At 64.4% G+C, this 18,964-nt stretch carries 15 protein-coding genes and 1 pseudogene; 5 read left to right on the plus strand and 11 right to left on the minus strand.

Features of this window, described 5'->3' with window-relative positions:
* Nucleotides 1–7: 7 nt before the first annotated feature.
* The 3 genes from HK436_RS06560 to HK436_RS06570 all read right to left on the minus strand — a co-directional run bounded on the left by HK436_RS06560 (nucleotide 8) and on the right by HK436_RS06570 (nucleotide 2,844).
* Nucleotides 8–1,324 carry a M20 family metallopeptidase gene (locus HK436_RS06560; RefSeq protein ID WP_173188237.1) on the minus strand — a complete coding sequence of 439 codons (1,317 nt, stop codon included), beginning with the start codon at nucleotides 1,322–1,324 and terminating at the stop codon, nucleotides 8–10.
* A gap of 64 nt (nucleotides 1,325–1,388) precedes the next feature.
* Nucleotides 1,389–2,033 (minus strand): cysteine hydrolase family protein, encoded by a 645-nt coding sequence (locus HK436_RS06565; protein ID WP_173188239.1) that lies wholly within the window; start codon nucleotides 2,031–2,033, stop codon nucleotides 1,389–1,391.
* Entirely contained in the window at nucleotides 2,023–2,844 is an 822-nt protein-coding gene (locus HK436_RS06570; protein WP_173188241.1) for an N-formylglutamate amidohydrolase, read from the minus strand. The genes HK436_RS06565 and HK436_RS06570 overlap by 11 nt, the downstream gene beginning before the upstream one ends.
* Nucleotides 2,845–3,320: 476 nt before the next feature.
* Here HK436_RS06570 and HK436_RS06575 point away from each other — a divergent pair, with 476 nt between their 5' ends.
* From HK436_RS06575 to ocd, 3 genes are read left to right on the plus strand one after another with little or no spacing between them, the layout of a single operon-like run.
* The gene (locus HK436_RS06575) at nucleotides 3,321–3,953 is read left to right on the plus strand and encodes a MurR/RpiR family transcriptional regulator (RefSeq protein ID WP_244648579.1); all 633 of its coding nucleotides are present in this window, start codon (nucleotides 3,321–3,323) and stop codon (nucleotides 3,951–3,953) included.
* Nucleotides 3,943–5,256 (plus strand): glutamine synthetase family protein, encoded by a 1,314-nt coding sequence (locus HK436_RS06580; protein WP_173188243.1) that lies wholly within the window; start codon nucleotides 3,943–3,945, stop codon nucleotides 5,254–5,256. The genes HK436_RS06575 and HK436_RS06580 overlap by 11 nt, the downstream gene beginning before the upstream one ends.
* 32 nt (nucleotides 5,257–5,288) lie before the next feature.
* Nucleotides 5,289–6,347: an ornithine cyclodeaminase gene (ocd, locus tag HK436_RS06585; RefSeq protein ID WP_173188245.1), complete on the plus strand. Its 1,059-nt coding sequence runs from the start codon at nucleotides 5,289–5,291 to the stop codon at nucleotides 6,345–6,347.
* Here the strand turns inward: ocd and HK436_RS06590 are convergent.
* The 8 genes and pseudogenes from HK436_RS06590 to mtnK all read right to left on the minus strand — a co-directional run bounded on the left by HK436_RS06590 (nucleotide 6,344) and on the right by mtnK (nucleotide 16,275).
* Nucleotides 6,344–7,417, minus strand: a complete 1,074-nt coding sequence (locus tag HK436_RS06590) for a DUF1513 domain-containing protein (protein WP_244648581.1) — start codon at nucleotides 7,415–7,417, stop codon at nucleotides 6,344–6,346. The genes ocd and HK436_RS06590 overlap by 4 nt on opposite strands.
* A gap of 13 nt (nucleotides 7,418–7,430) precedes the next feature.
* Nucleotides 7,431–8,489 carry an imelysin family protein gene (locus HK436_RS06595; RefSeq protein WP_173188249.1) on the minus strand — a complete coding sequence of 353 codons (1,059 nt, stop codon included), beginning with the start codon at nucleotides 8,487–8,489 and terminating at the stop codon, nucleotides 7,431–7,433.
* Nucleotides 8,486–9,996, minus strand: a pseudogene (locus HK436_RS33440) (di-heme oxidoreductase family protein). Before HK436_RS33440 ends, HK436_RS06595 begins: the two are co-directional and overlap by 4 nt.
* Nucleotides 9,997–10,020: 24 nt before the next feature.
* Nucleotides 10,021–11,283, minus strand: coding sequence for an imelysin family protein (locus tag HK436_RS06605; protein ID WP_173188251.1), 1,263 nt, complete (start codon nucleotides 11,281–11,283; stop codon nucleotides 10,021–10,023).
* Nucleotides 11,284–11,359: 76 nt separating this feature from the next.
* Nucleotides 11,360–12,496, minus strand: coding sequence for an alpha-hydroxy acid oxidase (locus HK436_RS06610; protein WP_173188253.1), 1,137 nt, complete (start codon nucleotides 12,494–12,496; stop codon nucleotides 11,360–11,362).
* Between the two features lie 121 nt (nucleotides 12,497–12,617).
* Nucleotides 12,618–13,838, minus strand: coding sequence for an alpha-hydroxy acid oxidase (locus HK436_RS06615; protein ID WP_173188255.1), 1,221 nt, complete (start codon nucleotides 13,836–13,838; stop codon nucleotides 12,618–12,620).
* A gap of 80 nt (nucleotides 13,839–13,918) precedes the next feature.
* On the minus strand, nucleotides 13,919–15,010 hold the full coding sequence (mtnA, locus tag HK436_RS06620) for an S-methyl-5-thioribose-1-phosphate isomerase (protein ID WP_173188257.1): 1,092 nt from the start codon (nucleotides 15,008–15,010) through the stop codon (nucleotides 13,919–13,921).
* Nucleotides 15,007–16,275 carry an S-methyl-5-thioribose kinase gene (mtnK, locus tag HK436_RS06625; RefSeq protein ID WP_173188259.1) on the minus strand — a complete coding sequence of 423 codons (1,269 nt, stop codon included), beginning with the start codon at nucleotides 16,273–16,275 and terminating at the stop codon, nucleotides 15,007–15,009. The genes mtnA and mtnK overlap by 4 nt, the downstream gene beginning before the upstream one ends.
* A gap of 162 nt (nucleotides 16,276–16,437) precedes the next feature.
* On the opposite strand from mtnK, the gene HK436_RS06630 reads away from it, so the two are divergent.
* Nucleotides 16,438–17,943, plus strand: coding sequence for a sugar ABC transporter ATP-binding protein (locus HK436_RS06630; protein ID WP_173188260.1), 1,506 nt, complete (start codon nucleotides 16,438–16,440; stop codon nucleotides 17,941–17,943).
* Nucleotides 17,943–18,929 carry an ABC transporter permease gene (locus tag HK436_RS06635; protein WP_173188262.1) on the plus strand — a complete coding sequence of 329 codons (987 nt, stop codon included), beginning with the start codon at nucleotides 17,943–17,945 and terminating at the stop codon, nucleotides 18,927–18,929. The genes HK436_RS06630 and HK436_RS06635 overlap by 1 nt, the downstream gene beginning before the upstream one ends.
* Nucleotides 18,930–18,964: the final 35 nt, after the last annotated feature.

An 18,964-nucleotide genomic window follows, 5' to 3' on the forward strand; every position in this document is an offset into this window, starting at 1 on the left:
TGTGCAATCAGCGGACGTCGCACCAGTCGATGATGGCGGCCGCGATGGTCTTGGTCGCTTCCTGCAGCGAAGCTATTTCCACGTATTCGTCGTAGCCGTGGAAGCCATCACCGCTGGGGCCGAAGATGACGCTCGCGACGCCGGCGCCCGCATAGTGGGCGGCATCCGTAACCGCCTCGAACCCCTTGATGACGGGCGCCTTGCCGAGCATCGTCTTGCGGGTGACGAGCGACTGGATGACCGGATGGTTCGCGTCGGTATCCATCGGCGGGAAGTAGAGGCCCGAATAGTCCCAGTCGACGGTGATCGGGTGCTCGCGCAGCCAGCGGTCCTGCTGGCAGAAATGGTGCACGAAGCTCTCGAACTCCTTCTTGACCTCGGCCGGGTCTTCGTTCGGCAGGAACTTGTAGTCGAGATCGATGACGACCACGTCCGGGATGATGGCCGGGTTGGTCAGGATGATCGGCAGTCCGTCTTCGCCCAGGCCCGCCCCGCCGCGAATGACGCCCGGATTGATGGTGTTGAGGCCGGGCGGCACCAGCGGATGATAGCTGGTGCGGCAGCGGATACTTTCAAACTCGCGCAGTGCGGCGAGGAAGCGCGTCGAGAGCTCCACCGCGTTGACGCCCGGAAGCGTGCGGCCGGGAAGATCGCGCTGCGGCCATACCTCGTTGAAACGCAGGCCCGCGTGACCCTGCCGGCCCTTGATCGTGACGCGGGTCCAGAAAAGCCCGCCCTCTGAAGGGATGACGTCGCCCCAGGTCGGCTCCGCAACGATTGCCGCCTTGGCAAGCTTGCCCTTGGCGACCGCGTCCATTGCGCCGAAGCCGCCAGCCTCTTCGTCCACGACGGTGTGGATCGACAACCGGCCCTGAAGATCGACGCCCGCCTTGTTCAGGGCGCGCGCTGCCGCGATGCAGGCTGCGACACCGCTCTTCATGTCGACGGCGCCACGGCCATAAAGCTTGCCGTCGGCGATCTGCCCGCCGAAGGGCTCGACGGTCCATTCCGACCGCTCGCCGATCGGCACGACATCGACATGGCCGCAAAGGATGAGGCTCTTGTCTTCGTCGCCCGGAAGGTCGGCGACGAGGTTCGGGCGGTCGGGAAACACTTCCCAACGGTCGGACTTGAAGCCGAGTGCTTCGGTTTCCTGCTGGAGCCGATCCTGGACGGCTGCTTCGCGGTTCTGCTCGGCATCCGTCACGAAGCGCGGGTTCACCGAGGGAATGCGAACGATGTCCTGTGTCAGCTTGACGACGTAGTCGGCCTCCTCGTCCAGGAGCTTCCAGACTTTCTCGATTGCGGTTTCCTTGTCGGCCATCCTATTCCCCTTCTTGTTTCGTTCGGCGACGGGTCCGGCACTTCCTCCGGGCATGGTGATTGGTTCAGCCAGCGATCTCCGCGAGCAGTTCGTCGGTGCTGATCTGGCGGCAGTAGCCCTTGATGGCGCGCAGCGAAAAATCGTGCCGTTCCTGCGTATAGGTCCCGCATGCGTCGGGAACGAGCGTGACCAGGTAGCCGAGGTCGCAGGCGTCCCGGACCGCCGATTCAACGCACTGGTCGGTCAAAAGCCCGCAAAGCACGAGCTGGCGGACACCGAGATTGCGCAGGATGTAATCGATGTGCGTGGAGACGAAGACGCTGGACGAGCTCTTGGGCAGCACGATCTCGTCCGCGCCCGGCGCAAGCTCGTCGACCACCTTGCCGTCCCACGATCCGCGCGGAACGTTGAACCCGGTGATCTTGTAGTCGAGGCTGCGGTCGCGACCGTCGAGCGTCAGGCTTTCGATCGTCGTGTACATTACCTCGATGCCGGTGGCGCGAAAGCCCGCCTGAAGCTTGCGCATGTTGGGCATCGCGATCTTGTCCAGCCGGTCGAAATAGTAGCCGTACCGGGCTTCCATCTCTTCGGCGGGCACGTCACTGAATTCGCCGCCGTCGCGGCGCGCGGAAAAATTCTGAACGTCGATGAAGAGGATGGCCGACTGTGCCGGCACAAGTGGCACCTCGCGGGTCAGATTATCCTGCATTTCCAGCCTCTCCCTTGATCGACACGGCAGCGCGAATGGCGACCGCCAGAAATTCCGCCCATCGCGCCTGCCCGGCCGCATCGGCGATCAGATCGTTGCGTATCTCGATCAGAACATGCTCGATGCCGCGCTTCTCGCCATGCACGGGTATGGCGTAGTCGGTCAGGTCGTTTCCGGTGTAAGGCTCGTTGAACGCCGCGTTGACGGTGTCGTCCAGACCGACAATCGCGGTCATCAGCTTGCGGGCCAGACGGTCGTCTCGATTGTAGAGCAGGCCGATCTGCCACGGGCGCTCTATGCCGTCTTTCATCAATCGAGGCGTAAAGCTGTGTACGGACACCAGCGCCGTTCTATGCCGGCGCCCATGCCGATCCAGAAGCCGGCTAACCTCTCTATGGAAAGGAACGTGGATTTCCTCGTACCGGGCCAGCCTCTCAGCCTTCGAAAGAGCCCGATTGCCGGGGATTAGGGTCGTATCGCTCGTGGACGGCATGCAGTCCACTGAGTCGAAGGCTCGATTGCAATCCACGACCAGCCGGCTGTAGCGCTGCAGGACAAGCGGCGCGTCGAGAGCCATCGAAAGACCTCTTGCGACCCCCTCGGCGCCGATGTCGTAGGCGATATGCCGCTCGAACTCGTTCTGGGAAATGCCAAGGTCGCCGAGCTTGCCAGGAACCTGTCGTCCCGCATGCTCGCACAACAACACGACGCGGCTGGCGCCTTCGCCATTGGCGATTTCGAAGGGAGCCGGATCGTCTGGACCCAGCAATTTCCCATCCGCCCTGGCATCCGTATTTCCTGTCTGCAGCATGCGCTTCCGTTCAATCCCGTCACTTCGACCAAGGCTTCGCCCTCGGCCGGGACGACAAATTCCCGGCCGCCGCCACGCATGGGTCGGGGCATCACATGACCGGGATTGGAACGAAAATAGTTCGTCAAAGTCAATCATAATTTTCGGATTGATAAATTATTTTCGAGATGCCTATAGTCGGCGACAGAGGGGCCATGAGGAGGGCCGATGACCGAGGGCACCGGAACAGGCAGCCTGAAGGACAGGATCAACGCGGAGATGGAGCAGCTCACGGCAAGTGAGCGCAAGATCGCCAACGTCGTCCTGGCCGACTACCCGTATGGGGGCTCGAAACCATTCAGGAGCTTGCGCGGCGAACCCGCGTCAGCGCACCGTCGATTACCCGCTTCATCGCAAAGATCGGCTGTGCCGGCTACCAGGATTTCCAGCGCCAGCTCATCAGCGAGCTCAAGCAGCGCGAACTTTCGCCCATCGAATTGAAGATCACGGAGGCCCCGCCCGAAGGCGCGCACCTCCTGACCGACTATACCCGCCGCCTGATACGGCAGATGACCTACATGGCGGAGAATATGCCCCAGCGGCAGTTCGACGAGGTCTGCGAGCTCATCGCCGACCCGAGCCGCAACGTTTTCATTATCGGTGGCCGCGTCACAGACAGCATTGCCCAGCTCCTGTCGATCCATCTGCGCCAGATGCGCAGCCGCATCTACCATATGCCAGGAAACCCCGAGCTCTGGCCTGAATATGTGCTGCGCATGCGAAAGCAGGACATCGTCATCGTCTTCGACGTACGCCGCTACCAGCCGCAACTCGCGCAACTCGCCCATCTCATTTCGGAGCAGCGGCAATCCACCATCGTCGCCATCACCGACAAGTGGATGTCGCCGGTTGCGAGCTATGCGCGGCACGTCTTCGCCGTGCCGATCGAACTTGAAACAGCATGGGACACGCAGGTGTGCCTCGTCACTCTCGTCGAGGCGATCATCGTTCGCGTCTCCGAGATGGACTGGACGGCAACCCGCAAGCGCATCGAATCCTGGGACCGCATCCGCTTCTCGCTGCAGGATGCACTGAAAGAAGGGGGAGGTACGGAACCCGATGCAGAATGAGCATGTGATCTACGCCTGCGCGACCGATATCGCGGGCAAGGTGCGCGGCAAGGGGTTTCCCGCCGCGGAATTCGAGAAACGGCTGAAGCGCGGCATCGGCTGGGCGCCGACCAACGTTCAGATAACCTGCTTCGACGCCATCGCGGAAAGCCCCTTCGGCTCGCTCGGCGACATGGTGCTCATCCCTGATGCCGCCACGCGCGTCAGTGTGCGGTCGGAAGAAAGCGGTCTTTCGGAAGACTTCGTGTTCGGCGACATCCGCCATACCGACGGCACGCCATGGGACTGCTGCACGCGCTCCATCCTCAAGGCCGCTCTGGCGAGACTGGAAAAGGCTGCCGGGCTGACGCTGGTCAGCGCCTTCGAGCACGAATTCCAGTTCAAGGGCAAGGCGATGCCAATGGGTACCGCCTATACGATGTCTGGCTTCCGCCAGCGGCGCGCCTTCGCGGAAAAGCTGATTGCCGCCATGCGCGCGGCAGGCCTCGACCCCGACACGATCATGAAGGAATACGGCGCGGACCAATATGAGGTCACGATGGGCCCGCAGCGCGGCGTCACCAGTGCGGACCATTCGGCAACGCTCCGCGAGCTGATCCAGGCGGTGGCAGCCGAGGCCGGCGAGGAGGTGACGTTCACGCCGCTGCGCGATCCGGCCGGTGTTGGCAATGGCGTTCACATCCACATGAGCTTCCTCGACGCCGAGGGGAAGCCCGCCACCTACGATCCGTCGGGGCGCCACAGGCTGAGCAAGCCGGCCGGCCAGTTCGTCGCGGGCCTGCTGAAATATCTCGACAGCTATCTGGCGCTGGTCGCGCCGAGCGTGATCTCCTACGGCCGTCTCACGCCGCATCGCTGGAGTGCGGCCTACAACAATCTCGGCCTTCAGGACCGCGAGGCATCGGTGCGCATCTGCCCGGTCTCGGCGATGAGCGATATCGACAAGGCGCGCCAGTTCAACTTCGAGTTCCGTGCCGCCGACGCCACGGCAAGCCCGCATCTGCAACTCGCAGCGATCGTAAATGCCGGCGTCCAGGGCATCGAGGAAGGGCTCGACGTGCCGGATGCAACGGAGGAAGACCTGTCCCTCCTGCCGGCAAGCGAGCTCGCGGCGCGCGGACTGAGCCGGCTGCCGACCACGCTGCAGGAGGCACTCGATCGCTTTGCGGCAAACGATGTGGTCAAGAGCTGGTTCACGCCGCGCTTCGTCGACGTCTACACCAAGCACAAGCGCAGCGAGATGGCCTTTCTGGACGACAAGAGCGAGGCGGAGATCTGCGCCGCCTACGAGACGGTCTACTGAGCCTTGAACTGCATTCGAAACTGAGGTGAAGCATGAGCGGGCTTGTCGCCAGAAACCTGAACATGGTGCCCTTCGTCAGTGTCGAGGACATGATGAAGCTGGTTCTGAAAACCGGGACGGAGCGTTTCATCCAGGAGCTCGCCGGTTATATCCGGGATGATTTCGGGCGCTGGGAGAGGTTCGACAAGACGCCGCGTGTCGGGTCCTACGGCCATGAAGGCGTCATCGAGCTGATGCCCACGAGCGACGGCGAGCTCTACGGCTTCAAATATGTCAACGGCCATCCGAAGAACACGCGTGACGGTCGCCAGACCGTGACGGCGTTCGGGGTGCTTGCCGATCTCGGCAATGGCTATCCCATGCTGATTACCGAGATGACGCTGCTGACGGCGCTGCGCACCGCCGCAACGTCGGCGCTGGTCGCGAGTCACCTAGCACCAAAGGGATCGCACACGATGGCGCTGATCGGCAACGGCGCCCAGTCGGAATTCCAGGCGCTGGCCTTCCGGTCCCTGCTCGGCATTGAGCGGTTGCGGCTCTACGACACCGATCCGGCGGCAAGCGAGAAGTGCAAGGCCAATCTTTACCCGCTCGGTTTCGAGATCGAAATATTCCGGACTGGCGAAGAGGCGGTGGAAGGAGCCGACATCATCACCACCGCAACGGCCGACAAGCGCAATGCCACGATCCTGACCGACAACATGGTCGGGCCGGGCGTGCACATCAACGCCGTGGGTGGCGACTGCCCCGGCAAGACCGAGCTGCACCGCGACATTCTTCTCCGGTCCAGCATCTTCACCGAGTTCACACCGCAGACGCGGATCGAGGGCGAGATACAGCAGCTCGACGCGGACTATCCGGTCACCGAGTTCTGGCAGGTCCTTGCCGGCACCGCCGACGGCCGGCGCGGCGAACGCGACATCACGCTGTTCGATTCCGTCGGCTTTGCCATCGAGGATTTCTCGAGCTTGCGTTACGTGCGCGACCTCGTTGGGCCGACCGGGCTCTACGAGGAACTCGACATGCTCGCCGACCCCGACGATCCGCGCGACCTTTTCGGCATGCTTCAGCGAGCTGCTGCGCGCCTCTAGCCGATGCGGCGCAGGTGATTGTCCCAGCCGACGGCAGGCTGTTCCGCGACGGATCGAAGCCGGCTTCTCGCAATGTCGACGGCTGCAATCGTGCCGCGCCCGCTGGTCGCAAGGATGCCGCCGTCTTGCAGCGGTGCGATACCGCAGCCGTCGGCAAGCGACGTCTGCCCGAGATTGCGGCCGGTGGCGGCGTCCCAATAGGTGATTAGTCCGCCTAGCGGCGACGACGTCGCGACGATCTCGCCTGACAGGTCCACCGCCACAGAGCCGACATAGTTGTCGAGCGCGCGCAGGGTTTCGGCCGGGCCTGCAAACAGCACAGGCTCCTCGCCGCGCCGATGACGTCCGACCAAAGGCGGCCTGTCGGCGGCTTCGCCCTCATACTGGCAGCCGAACCAGACGACGCCGTACGCGTCCACAACAAGATGGCGGATCGAAAGACGATGGAGTTCGGGCGCCAGCCGAACCTCTTCGACCAATTCGCCACTGTGCAGGTCGACATAGGTGAGGCTCGGCGTCATCTCGTCCAGATTGAGCTTGATGCCGTCATAATCGGGATGGGTAAGGATGCCGCCATTGGCGACGCACAGTGTGCGCCCGTCCGGCATCAGCACCACGTCATGAGGACCGACCCCGCCGCTCGCGAACTCGCCGATGCGGCGGCACCCCGCCGCAACGTCGTAGACGCCCAACACCCCGCGACCTTCATCATAGTCGTTCTCCGAGGCGAGCAGCAGCTTGCCGTCGCTGGAGAAGATGCCGTGTCCGAAGAAATGGCGCCCGGGCGCCGCCACCAACGGCAGCGGGTCCTTGCGATTGTCGACGTCGAAAAGCACTGCATGGGTGCCGGGCGCGCGGTCGAACGCGACCGCCATCCGGTTGCGGGCATCGATCGCAAAGGAATGACCGCGCGCGTCGACGGGGATGGAGAAAAGCTCCGAACCGCGGCTGTCGAACACCGCGATGGCGTGGCGGCCGGCTTCGGTGCGGGCCGCGAGGAAAAGCGGCTCGCTGTCGGGTGCCGCAAGAACGTTTGCCGGCGCAACCAGAAGGCCGCCGAACAGCGCCATCAATCGTCTGCGGTCAATCTCCATCGAGCGCATTGAACCCCATGGTCAGGCCGAGTGCGGCCGAGAGGTCCTCGGAGACAATGTCCCGCGCGTGATCGAGCGCCAGCAGCGCGACAGCCAGGTGGCCGCGCGCCGCCTCGTCGGCGAAGGCCGCTTCCGCCGGCAACCCGATCTCGCCAAGCTGCGTCGAAGCCGTGTTCAGCTCGAAGCGCAGCGAGTCGATTGCATAGGCCTGGTCCGACGGAACGGTTTCGGCATAGCCGCTCGCGTCGAGCAGCGCCTGCACCCCGCCAACGCGTGCCCGTGCCAGCGCGAAGGTCAGGTCACTACGCCACAGCGGGGCGCGGCGGCCATTGGCCTTTTCCGGCGTTTCGCCAAGCGGCGGACGCAGTTCCGCCGCGCCGAGAAACTGCAACGCCGTCGACATCGCCTTCACGATTTCGCCGTCCACTTCCCTTGGTGATCGATAGATTTCCGCGTCGGCGGACGGAGCGGTGAAAGACCGGGCGAAGGCGGTATCCGCCGACCAGCCGTTCAGGGTTTCGGCAGCGATTAGGCCGATATTGCGGGAAATAGCGGCGGCATAGGCACACCGGAACGCTCCGTCGCTGCTCGCAAGCTGCTCTGAGCCACTGCCGAACAGCACGAACTCGAGCGCCGGAATACCCTGCAAGGCAGCGCTCTTTTCGGCAAGCGTTTCCTGACGGGCAGCGGTGTCATCCGCCTTGGCCAGAACGCCCTGCACCTGCCTGAGCGCGATGCCGCGCGGGTCGGGCCAGAAGAACAGGCGCTCGATCCGGCTTTCGGCCGCCGACGGTCCAAAGCGCAGAACGCTCGCACGTCCGAAATCGGTGACGAGCGTGCCGAAAGTCTTCCGTGCAGCCTCCAGCCTTTCCGCGCCGGGTTCGACGCACAGGGCATCGACAACAATGCTGTTGCGTTCGGCCGCATCCACCAGCGCCTTCAAGGCCGGTCGCGCGAACTGGTCGGCGATCCGCGTCCCTGCGCCATCGGCAGCCTGCGCGGCGAAACCGGGCAACAGCAGGAACATCAGGATAATAACGCGTTTCATAGCGACTCCAGAAAAGCGATCAGAGCGTCGCGGTCGGCCTTTTCCATTGTTGCAAAGGCGTCGCGCGAGGCCTGGGCCTCGCCACCATGCCACAAGATTGCCTCCACCAGCGATCGGGCGCGCCCATCGTGGAGAAAGCTCGCTTCGGCGCTCACCTGATGCGCGAGCCCGATGCCCCAAAGCGGTGGCGTGCGCCATTCGCGCCCGTCCGCCAAACCTTCCTCGCGGTTGTCGGCCAGCCCTTCACCCATGTCGTGCAGCAAAAGATCCGTATAGGGCCATATGAGCTGGAAGCGGTGCGCCTCGTGCTCCGCATTCCGGGTGGTGACGAATTTCGGCACATGGCAGGCCACGCAGCCTGCGCCATAAAAGGCCTTCTTGCCGGCAAGCACCTGCGGCGCATCGATCTGGCGTCTAACGGGCACGGCCAGATTGCGGGAATAGAACACGACGAGATCGAGCAGGTCCCGAGGCACCTCCTCGTCGCCGAATTGCGATTGCGCCCCGTGTGGCAGCGCCCGGCACTCGGGCTGACGTTCGGTGCAGTCGCCCCAATGGTCGGGCGCGACCGGCGTCGAAAGCCCCATGTCGCCGGCAAAGGCATGCGCGGTCTGGCGCTCCACGGTCGGCTCGACCGCCTTCCACCCGAACCGGCCAAGCACCAGCCCGCCCTTGCCGTCGCCGACCATGTTGGGACGGCCGGAGATACCATCGCCGTCGCTGTCGTCCGGATCGGCAAGAGCCAGAATATCGGCGTGGTGGATCGCCTCCAGCAGTCCCATGCCGCTCATCGGCGGCGATACGCGCGCCGACATCCTCAATCCGTCCAGATCGGCGTCGGGAGACGTGTCCACTATCGAAAGCCGGGGCGGCGGCGCAGCGCGACGATCTCGCCGCCTGCGAGCTCTACGAGTTCCTCGCTGTAGTCGATGCGAATCCTGCCCTCCGGGTTCAGCCCGGCGGCGGCGTTGTCCTGAAGCTGGAAACCCAGCACCGGATGCGGCGCGGCCGGCTGCAGTCCCTTTTCTATCCGCTCTCGCTGTCCGGCGTCAGGCTCCACCGATAGGCGAACGAGCAGCGATGTTGCATTGCCTTCCGGCTCCAACGGTGCGTGGCCCCGACCGTCCTTGATGTGGCAGGCCTGGCAGGCGCGTGCATTGAAAAGCGGGCCCAGCCCGTCCGAAGCGATCGTCGACGACGGCGCGGTGACCCAGTCCTTGCGGAAAAGCCCGTTGCCGACCAGAAAACGCTGCTCGTCCTCGAAAACGAGATTCTCACCGGGATGAGAAAGCGCGTTGGCGTCGGAGACGCGTTTGGTGGTGCCTGCCCCGCCCTGCATCAGCTCGAATGGCTCCGGCCGGGAGAAATCCGTCGCAGGACGCGTCACGGCCTCGACGCGGGCACGATCGGCCTCGGAAAGGTCTTCGCGTGACGACTGCGCCGCCGCGACGGTTGCTGGCATAAGCAGCAGTGCGACGGTCAGGAGCCTGGCGGAAAAGCTTGGCATGGTCCCGCGGTTACGAACCGCTCCCTATTCGAAGACGGCGTCGGGATTGTCGAGGCTGTCGGAACCTTCGATGGTGACACCGCCAAGGTCAAGCGCTGCGATCACGCGTTCGAGCGAGCGGGTCTGCTTGACCAGCCCGTCGATGACGGCCTGCACCACCGCATTGCCCTCATCGTTGCCCTCGCCGATCATCTGGTCATAAGCCTCGCCGGCTTCCGCGCGCGCCTTGAGCGCGGTTGCCGCTTCCACGGTCGCTGCAAGATCGGCCTCGATCTCGTCGGCGACCGCCGCATCCTTCTCGCGCACGAATTCGGCCAGAGAGGCACCCGACACAGTGGATCCGTCAACGCGCTGGTAGCTGCCGTGATAGACGTTCGAGATGCCCAGCACGTCGTAGTAGTGCGAATTGTGAGTGTTGTCGGAGAAGCAGTCGTGCTCCTCCTCCGGGTCATGCAACAGCAGCCCGAGCTTCATGCGTTCGCCCGCCAGTTCGCCGTAGGACAGGGAGCCGAGACCGGTGAGGATGGCCGAAAGCCCGGCCTCGGGCGATTCCTCGGTCAAGGCCGCACGCGCCGCGCCATCGGTCTGCCAGTTGGCGACCATTTCCTCGAGATCGGCGATCAGAAGATCCGATGCAGCCGCGAGATAGGCGGCGCGACGGTCGCAATTGCCGTTGCTGCAATTGGCTGTGTCGAAATCAGTCGCCGGGCGTGCGCCGGCGCCAGCGTCCGTGCCGTTGAGGTCCTGCCCCCAGAGCAGGAACTCGATCGCGTGGTAGCCGGTCGCGACATTCGCCTCGATGCCGCCGATCTCCTGAAGCGACTGGATCAGCTTGGGCGTAATCTCCGAGGCGTCGACCGTCTGTCCGGCGGCGCTGACGGAGGCGTTGGCAATGATGTTGACGGCGTAGAACTGGTTGGTGTCGCTCTCCATGCCGTAGCTTGGGTCGACATAGTCGATGAGGCCTTCATCGAGCGGCCAGGCATTCACGCGGCCCTCCCACTCGTCGACGATCGGATTGCCGAAGCGGAAAGCCTCCGTCTGCTGATAAGGCACGCGGGCGGCAAGCCAGGCTTCGCGCGCGGCCGTCAGATTGCCTTCGGTCGGGTCGGCGGCCAGCGCCTCGATCGCGCCATCTAGCTGCTGCGCCGTTTTCAGACTGTCCTCGTAGCCGGCCAGCGCGATGTCGGCATAGGTATCCAGAATGGCGGCAGGCTCGGCAGCCTGCGCCTGCGCGCATAGCGCCAGCGGAGCAGCAGTCAGAAGCAGAATGCGGGCGATCGACATGGCGGTAATCCTCCGTGGTTGCCCGCTATATCTCACGCTAAAACATGAATATCAAGGTCAGCTTATGAAGCGTTTCCTAGCGCGCCAGTACCGAGCCGTCCACGTCGGTGATGCGTCGCTTGCCGCACAGTGCCATGGTGATGTCCAGCTCCTTGCGGATGATTTCCAGCGCCAGCGTCACGCCTTCGCGGCCCATGGCCCCGAGCCCGTAGAGGAACGGGCGGCCGATATAGGTGCCCTGCGCACCAAGGGCGATGGCCTTCAGGACGTCCTGACCGGAGCGGATGCCGCCGTCGACATGAACCTCGATCCGCCCATCGACGGCCTCCACGATACGCGGCAGCATCGAGATCGACGACCTTGCGCCATCAAGCTGGCGGCCGCCGTGATTGGAGACGATGATCGCGTCGGCGCCCGTCTTCGCCGCCATGCGGGCATCCTCCTCGTCAAGAATACCCTTGATGATGAGCTTGCCGCCCCAATGCTCCTTGATCCAGGCGACGTCGTCCCATGAAAGCTTCGGGTCGAACTGCTCGGCGGTCCAGGACGACAGGGACGACAAGTCGCCCACGCCCTTTGCATGGCCGACGATGTTGCGGAAGGTACGCCGCTGCGTGCCCAGCATCGCAGCACACCAGCGCGGACGCAGCGCCATGTCGAACAGGTTGGCAATCGTCAGCTTGGGCGGCGCCGACAGTCCGTTGCGGACGTCCTTGTGGCGCTGGCCGAGGATCTGCAGGTCGGCGGTGAGCACGAGGGCGGAGCAATTCGCAGCCTTGGCCCGGTCGATCAGATTGCGCACGAAGTCGCGGTCGCGCATCACGTAGAGCTGGAACCAGAACGGCTTCGTCGTCACCGACGCCACATCCTCGATCGAGCAGATGCTCATCGTCGACAGCGTGAAAGGAACGCCGGCCGCTTCGGCCGCCTGCGCGGCCAGCATCTCGCCGTCTGCATGCTGCATACCGGTCAGTCCGGTGGGCGCCAAGGCCACGGGCATCGATACCTTCTCGCCGATCATCGTCGTTTCCAGCGAGCGGTCGGTCATGTCGACCAGCACACGCTGGCGCAGCTTGATGTCGGCGAAGTCCTCCTCGTTGGCGCGATAGGTGCCTTCGGTCCACGCGCCGGAATCGGCGTAGTCGAAGAACATGGTCGGCACGCGCCGCCTGGCGAGTTCCTTCAGGTCGGCGATGGTGAGGAGATGGGACATTGCGTGGCCTGCATGCGGATGAACGTCTGGCCTTGCGGCCGGCTGGCATTTCGGATGCCGGAATTTTTGCCCCCGGCAAAGAAACCAAATGCCTGCGGATGCCCCGCTCTGCAAGTCTTCTCTATGCCGAAGCGTCTGTTTCCGCCGATCGCGCAAGCCGGATCAGCATACGGGGATACATCTCGTCCAGTGTGTTGATGCCCAGCAGCGCCATGTTCCGGTCGATCTCGTCGTGAAGGATGGAAAAGGCGTGGCGCACGCCGGGCTCACCGCCGATGGCGGCGGCATAGATGAACGGCCGGCCCAGAAAAACGAACGACGCGCCGAGCGCCAGCGCCTTCAACACGTCCGTTCCGCGCCGGAATCCGCCATCGATCATCACCGGGATCCGGCCGCCGATCTCCTCGGCGACCGCGGGCAGGATACGCAGCGGAGATGCCGTGCCGTCGAGCTGCCGGCCGCCATGATTGGACAGGATCACGCCGTCGGCGCCGCGATCGAGCGCGATGCGTGCATCTTCGCGCGTCATGATGCCCTTGACGATGAAACGCCCGTTCCACCGCTTGCGGATGAGGTCGAAATGATCCCAGCTCAGCCTGTCCTTGGGGCCGAACTGGCGCACGACATTGCGCGACAGGATCGCCGATCCGCGCTCGACCGACGCATTCTCGAAATGCGGCATGCCGTGCCGGACAATCGTCCGCAGAAAGGTTCCAAGGCTCCAGCGCGGCCGCACCATGCCATCCCAGAACAGGCGCGGGGTGGGGCGCATCGGCGTCGAGAAGCCGTTGCGGATGTTGTTCTCGCGATTGGCCATGACCGGCGTGTCCACCGTCAGCACGAGCGTACCGAACCCCGCCTGGGCGACACGATCGACGAGCGCCAGCATCCAGCGCTCCTCTCCGGGCACGTAGGCCTGAAACCAGGCCTGAGGATTGGCGGCGGCGATCTCCTCCAGCCGGATCAGCGACGTGCCGCTCATGATCATTGGCATGCCGCTGGCGGCGGCAGCCTGCGCCAGCACCAGATCGCCGCGATAGGCGGAAAGCGCGCTAAGACCGACGGGCGCGATGCCGAAGGGTGCGGCATAGGTTGTGCCGAAAAGCTCCCGCTTCTGCGAGCGTTTGGAAACGTCGATCAACGCGCGGGGCAGGAAACCGATCTCGGCAAAGGCCGCGCGATTGTCATGGAGCGACGCGTTGGTTTCGGCGGCACCCGAGACATAGCCGAAGACCGGTCTCGGCAGATGCCGCCGCGCCGCCACCTCGAAATCGTCGAGCGCCAGAATGTTGCGCAACCGGCGCGGGGCCGTTGCGGGCGTCCCGTCATATTTCACGCTCATGCAGTTCTTCCCCTGACGACAGGAAGACCATCTTCGCGCCGGCGGACGCACCCCGCAACCGCAAAAGACCTGCTGGCGGATCAGCTTTCGGGAAACAGCCCCTTCAACCCTTCGGCTGAGGCTTCGGCGACACCGCGCTCTGTGATGAGACCGGTCACGAGCCGCGCCGGCGTCACGTCGAAGGCGGGATTTGCCGCCTCGGTCTCGTCCGGCGATATGCGAACCTGCACCACCTCGCCGGAGGGCGCGCGGCCCCAGACCAGAGACACCTCGTCCCCCGAACGCTCCTCGATCGGGATTTCGGCGAGCCCATCCTTCACCGTCCAGTCGATGGTTGGCGACGGCAGGGCGACGTAGAACGGAACGCCGTTGTCGCGCGCGGCCAGCGCCTTCAGATAGGTGCCTATCTTGTTGCAGACATCGCCATTGGCCGTGGTGCGGTCGGTGCCGACGATCACCATGTCGACCTGGCCGCGCTGCATGAGATGGCCGCCGGCATTGTCCACGACCAGCGTGTGCGGCACGCCGTGGCCGGCCATCTCCCATGCGGTGAGCTGCGCGCCCTGATTTCGTGGCCGTGTTTCGTCAACGTAGACGTGGACGGGAATGCCCTCTTCCGTGGCCATGTAGATCGGCGCGGTGGCGGTGCCATAGTCGACGGTCGCCAGCCAGCCGGCATTGCAATGGGTGAGGATGTTGACGCTTTCGCCCGGCTTCTTCGACGCGGCGATCTGGCGGATCAGCGTCAGGCCGTGCGAGCCGATCGACCGGTTGAGTTCGACGTCCTCGTCGGCGATCTCCGCGGCGCGCGCGTAGGCGGCGTCGGCGCGTTTAGCCACGGGCAGCGGCTTCAGGAGCCGCGTCATCTCATCAAGCGCCCAGCGCAGGTTGATCGCCGTCGGACGTGTCTCGTGAAGCGTATGCCATACCGCTTCCAGCGCTTCGTCAGACGGATCGGCGCGCATGGCGAGGGCGACACCGTAGGCTGCGGTGACCCCGATCAGCGGCGCGCCACGCACCCACATGTCGCGGATGGCTGTCGCAACGTCCTCTACGCTCGACAGGGTTACGATCCGGAACTCGTGCGGCAGCCAGCGCTGGTCGATGATGTCGACCGCTCTGCCATCGTCGTTCAGCCAGATGGTACGGAAATGTTTGTCACCGACCCTCACGCCACCGCTCCCGTCTCGATCAGCGCTGCAAGCGCATTGGCTTCCTTCATGCCGTTCAGATGGGCACGGTTGACGGCGATCTGCCGTCCGAACTTGAGCGCTTTCGCCTCACATTGCGCCCGCATGTCAGGATCCTCGATCGTCTCGAAGTCGGCGTTGTGCGCGAGACCGAGGATGCGGCGGTGAATCTCGATGCCGGCGAAACCGAGCAGGTCGACCCACATCTCGCGCAGCAGCTCGCCCCGCGCCTGCTCCGCGCCGAGCGGGTCGTCCTGCGCTTCGAACAGGCTCTTCTGGTAGAGGATGCCGTTCCGCTCGGTGCGCCACAGGCGCGAAAACTCGGCCAAGAAGCCGTTCCAGCAGCGCTCCTGCACATCCAGAAGGTAGGCGCGCATCGCATCGCGATTGCCCTCCTGCTCGTGGCCCGACTGGGAGAAATAGGACATCCAGAAATTGGCGAAGAGCATGCCGACATCGAAGGCCATCGGGCCATAGAAGGCGAATTCGGGATCGATGACCCTGGTGTCAGTCTCCGTGACCATGATCGAGCCGGTGTGCAGGTCGCCATGCACGAGCGTCTCCGCCCGCGCGGCAAAGATGTGCTTCATGCGCTGCGCGGCAACCTTGAGGTCGCGGTCGGCACGCAACTGCGCCACCAGACCGTCGAGCTGCGGTGAGGTGTGCGAATTCATCTCCGCGTCGAAATAGGGGTCGGAGAAAACCAGGTTCTCGGTAATGTCGCACAGTTCGACATTGTCGGCGAAGAGCGCCAGATCGGCCTTGCGCTCCCGGGTCTGCATGGAAAGGTCCGACCCACGGAAAAGCGTGCGCGCCATGAACAGCGCCAGGTCGTCGGCGATGCGCGGCAGCATCCGGCCGTCGATCAGCGCACGGCGCAGGATCACGTGCGGCGACAGAAACTCCATGACGATCAGCGCCTGCTGCTCGTCGAAATGGAAGATCTCCGGCACCTGGCCGGGCGCGCGTGCAGCCTGGCGCGTCAGCGTGTGGTATTCGAAGAAGGAGCGCTTAAGCGGCAGCGGCCAGCTCTCGCCGACAAGGCGCACATAGGGCAGGGCCTGCTTGACGATCAAGCTGCCTTTGTCGCCGTCGACGATGAACACCAGGTTGAGGTTGCCATCGCCGACCTCGCGGACGCGCCATGCGGACGGATCGTCTCCGAGACGGGCGCGCAGCGCCTCCAGCCCACCCAGCCTCGGGCCCAGCGTTTCGGCATTCAGCGCCTCGAAAGATGCGGCGTCCATGCAACTCCTCCCGTCACTGAGCATGGTTGCGGATACGGTCTTGATACGCCGGTTCTCCGCCTCTGAAGGAAAACGCTAGAGACGAGACTGGCAATTGTCAATCATGTTGACAATTGCCGATACAGTGCCGTAGCGTCCGGTGCCAGGGAGGAGTTGGCGGCCATGGAAGCCATGTTCCGCATTGCGGGTCTGGAGAAGGCGTTTGGCCCCATTCGGGTGCTGAGCGACGTCGATCTCGAGTTGCGCGCAGGCGAAGTCACCGTGCTGATGGGAGCCAACGGCGCCGGCAAGTCGACGCTGGTGAAGGTGATCAGCGGCGTGCATGCGCGCGACCGCGGAACGATGCATCTTTCAGGCGAGCCGTTCGATCCCGCCTCGCCCGCCGAGGCGATCCGCGCCGGGGTGGTGACGGTTCACCAGAACATCAATGACGGCGTGGTGGCCGCCCTCGACGTCGCCACGAACCTGACCATGGACAGGCTCACCGGCAAGGACGCGCCTTTGCTTTTCAATCCGCGCCGCGTCAGGCGCGAGGCGCAGGCGGTCGCCGACCGGCTTGGGCTGCAGGTCAACCTTTCCGCCAGCATCTCCGAGCTTTCGCTCGCCGACCGGCAGATGGTGGCAATCGCGCGCGCCATGGCGCACGAGCCCAAGGTTATGATCCTCGACGAGCCGACATCGTCGCTGTCGAGCGCGGAAGCCAACCGCCTGTTTGCGGTGGTCGAGCGGCTGCGCGAGCATGGCGTCGCCATTCTCTACATCTCGCATCGCATGTCCGACATCCGCCGCATCGCGGACCGCATCGTCGCGTTGCGGGATGGGGTGATTGCGGGCGTCTTTGCCGACAAGCCGCTCGACTACGAGGGCGCGGTCGACGCGATGCTCGGCCGGGCTATGGATTTATCGACGGTATCGGTGAAGGACGCGACGCGAAAGGTCTTCGAAGCCAAGGACCTGCGCATCGCAAGCCAGGCCAGACCCTTTTCGCTCGCGGTCGGCGACGGCGAGGTGGTCGCGATCACCGGGCTTGTCGGCGTCGGCAAGACCGCGCTGGCGGAAACGCTGTTCGGTGTGCGCCGACCGCTCGGCGGGACGATGACGCTGGAGGGGCGCGAGTATCGCCCTCGTTCGCCGGCCGACGCCATAGAAGAAGGCGTCTTTCTCGTCGCCAAGGATCGTGCGGAAAGCGGCATCGTCGCCGATTTCAATCTCTACAAGAATATGAGCCTGCCGTTCCTGCGCCGCCTCGCGCGGCTGGGCGTGTCGCAGCCGCGCGCCGAGCGCGCCATCGCCCGCCGGCAGATCGAGGATCTCGGCATCGTCTGCCGTGGCGAGCGCGACCGGATGCAGACCCTTTCCGGCGGCAATCAGCAGAAGGTGATGGTAGCGCGCTGGACTGCGCAGCCTTCCTCGCTGCTGATCCTTGACGAGCCCTTCCAGGGCGTCGACATCGCCGCAAGGCGCGACATTGCGGCGAAGCTGCGCGCCGGCGCGGCGGGTAGGGCAACGCTCCTTCTCCTGACCGAACTCGACGAGGCGCTCGAGACCGCCGACCGCATCCTCGTGATGTCGGAACACACCATCGTTGGCGAGCACCGAAACGCCGGCCTGGACATGGACAGACTGCTGGCGCAGGTCGCCGGCGAAGATATACGAGGCGCCGCCTGATGGCCGACACCGTCATCCGCTACGGATTCCTGGCCCTTCTGGCCGCACTGATAGTGTTCTTCGCGTTCGCCGCACCCGGCTTCGCCTCGCCGCAGAGTGCCGTCTTCATCTTCCAGTCGGTTGCCATCACCGGCATCCTCGCACTGGGCGTGACGGCAACGCTCGTCGTCGGCGGCTTCGACCTGTCTATCGGCTCAGTCGCCACCAGCGCGATGATGGCAGCCGCCTACGCGATGGTGGTGCTGGAGCAGAACGCGCTTGTCGCGGTGCTCTTCTGCCTGGCCATCGGCGCCCTGGTCGGCCTCGTCAACGGCATCATCATCGTCTACATGCGCGTGCCCGACCTGCTTGCCACGCTCGGCATGATGTTCCTGCTGGTCGGGCTGCAACGCATACCCACGGAAGGCCGCTCCATCGCCACAGGCATGACCATGCCCGACGGCTCGACGGCGACCGGCACGTTCAGCCCGACGTTCCTGGCGCTGGGGCGACACCGGCTCGACTTCTTCATCGACAACCTGCTTCCGGTCTCCGTCGTGGTGTTGCTGGTGCTGGCGGTCCTGATCTGGTTCTTCCTCGAATTCACGCGGTTCGGGCGGATGATGTATGCGGTCGGCAGCAACGAAAAGGCGGCTGAACTCGCAGGGGCGCCGGTCAAGGCCTACAAGATCTGGGCTTATGTCATCTCCGGCGTCTTCGCCTCGATCGGCGGCATTCTGCTCGCCGCGCGCTTGGGCCGCGGCGACATCGCCTCCGGCAACAATCTGCTGCTCGATTCGGTGGCCGCCGCGCTGATCGGCTTCGCGGTGCTGGGTGCCGCCAAGCCGAACGCCTTCGGCACGGCGATCGGCGCTCTTTTCGTGGGCGTCCTGCTGCAGGGGCTGACGATGATGAACGCGCCCTACTACACGCAGGATTTCGTCAAGGGCGCGGTTCTCGTCGTCGCGCTCGTCTTTACATTCGCGCTCTCCAACAGGGCGAGATGAAGGGTTCAACAAGGCTGCAACAAGCCACAGAGTGG

This window comes from Neoaquamicrobium sediminum, from assembly GCF_013240295.1.
In the GTDB taxonomy this organism is placed as follows: Bacteria; Pseudomonadota; Alphaproteobacteria; order Rhizobiales; family Rhizobiaceae; genus Aerobium; species Aerobium sediminum.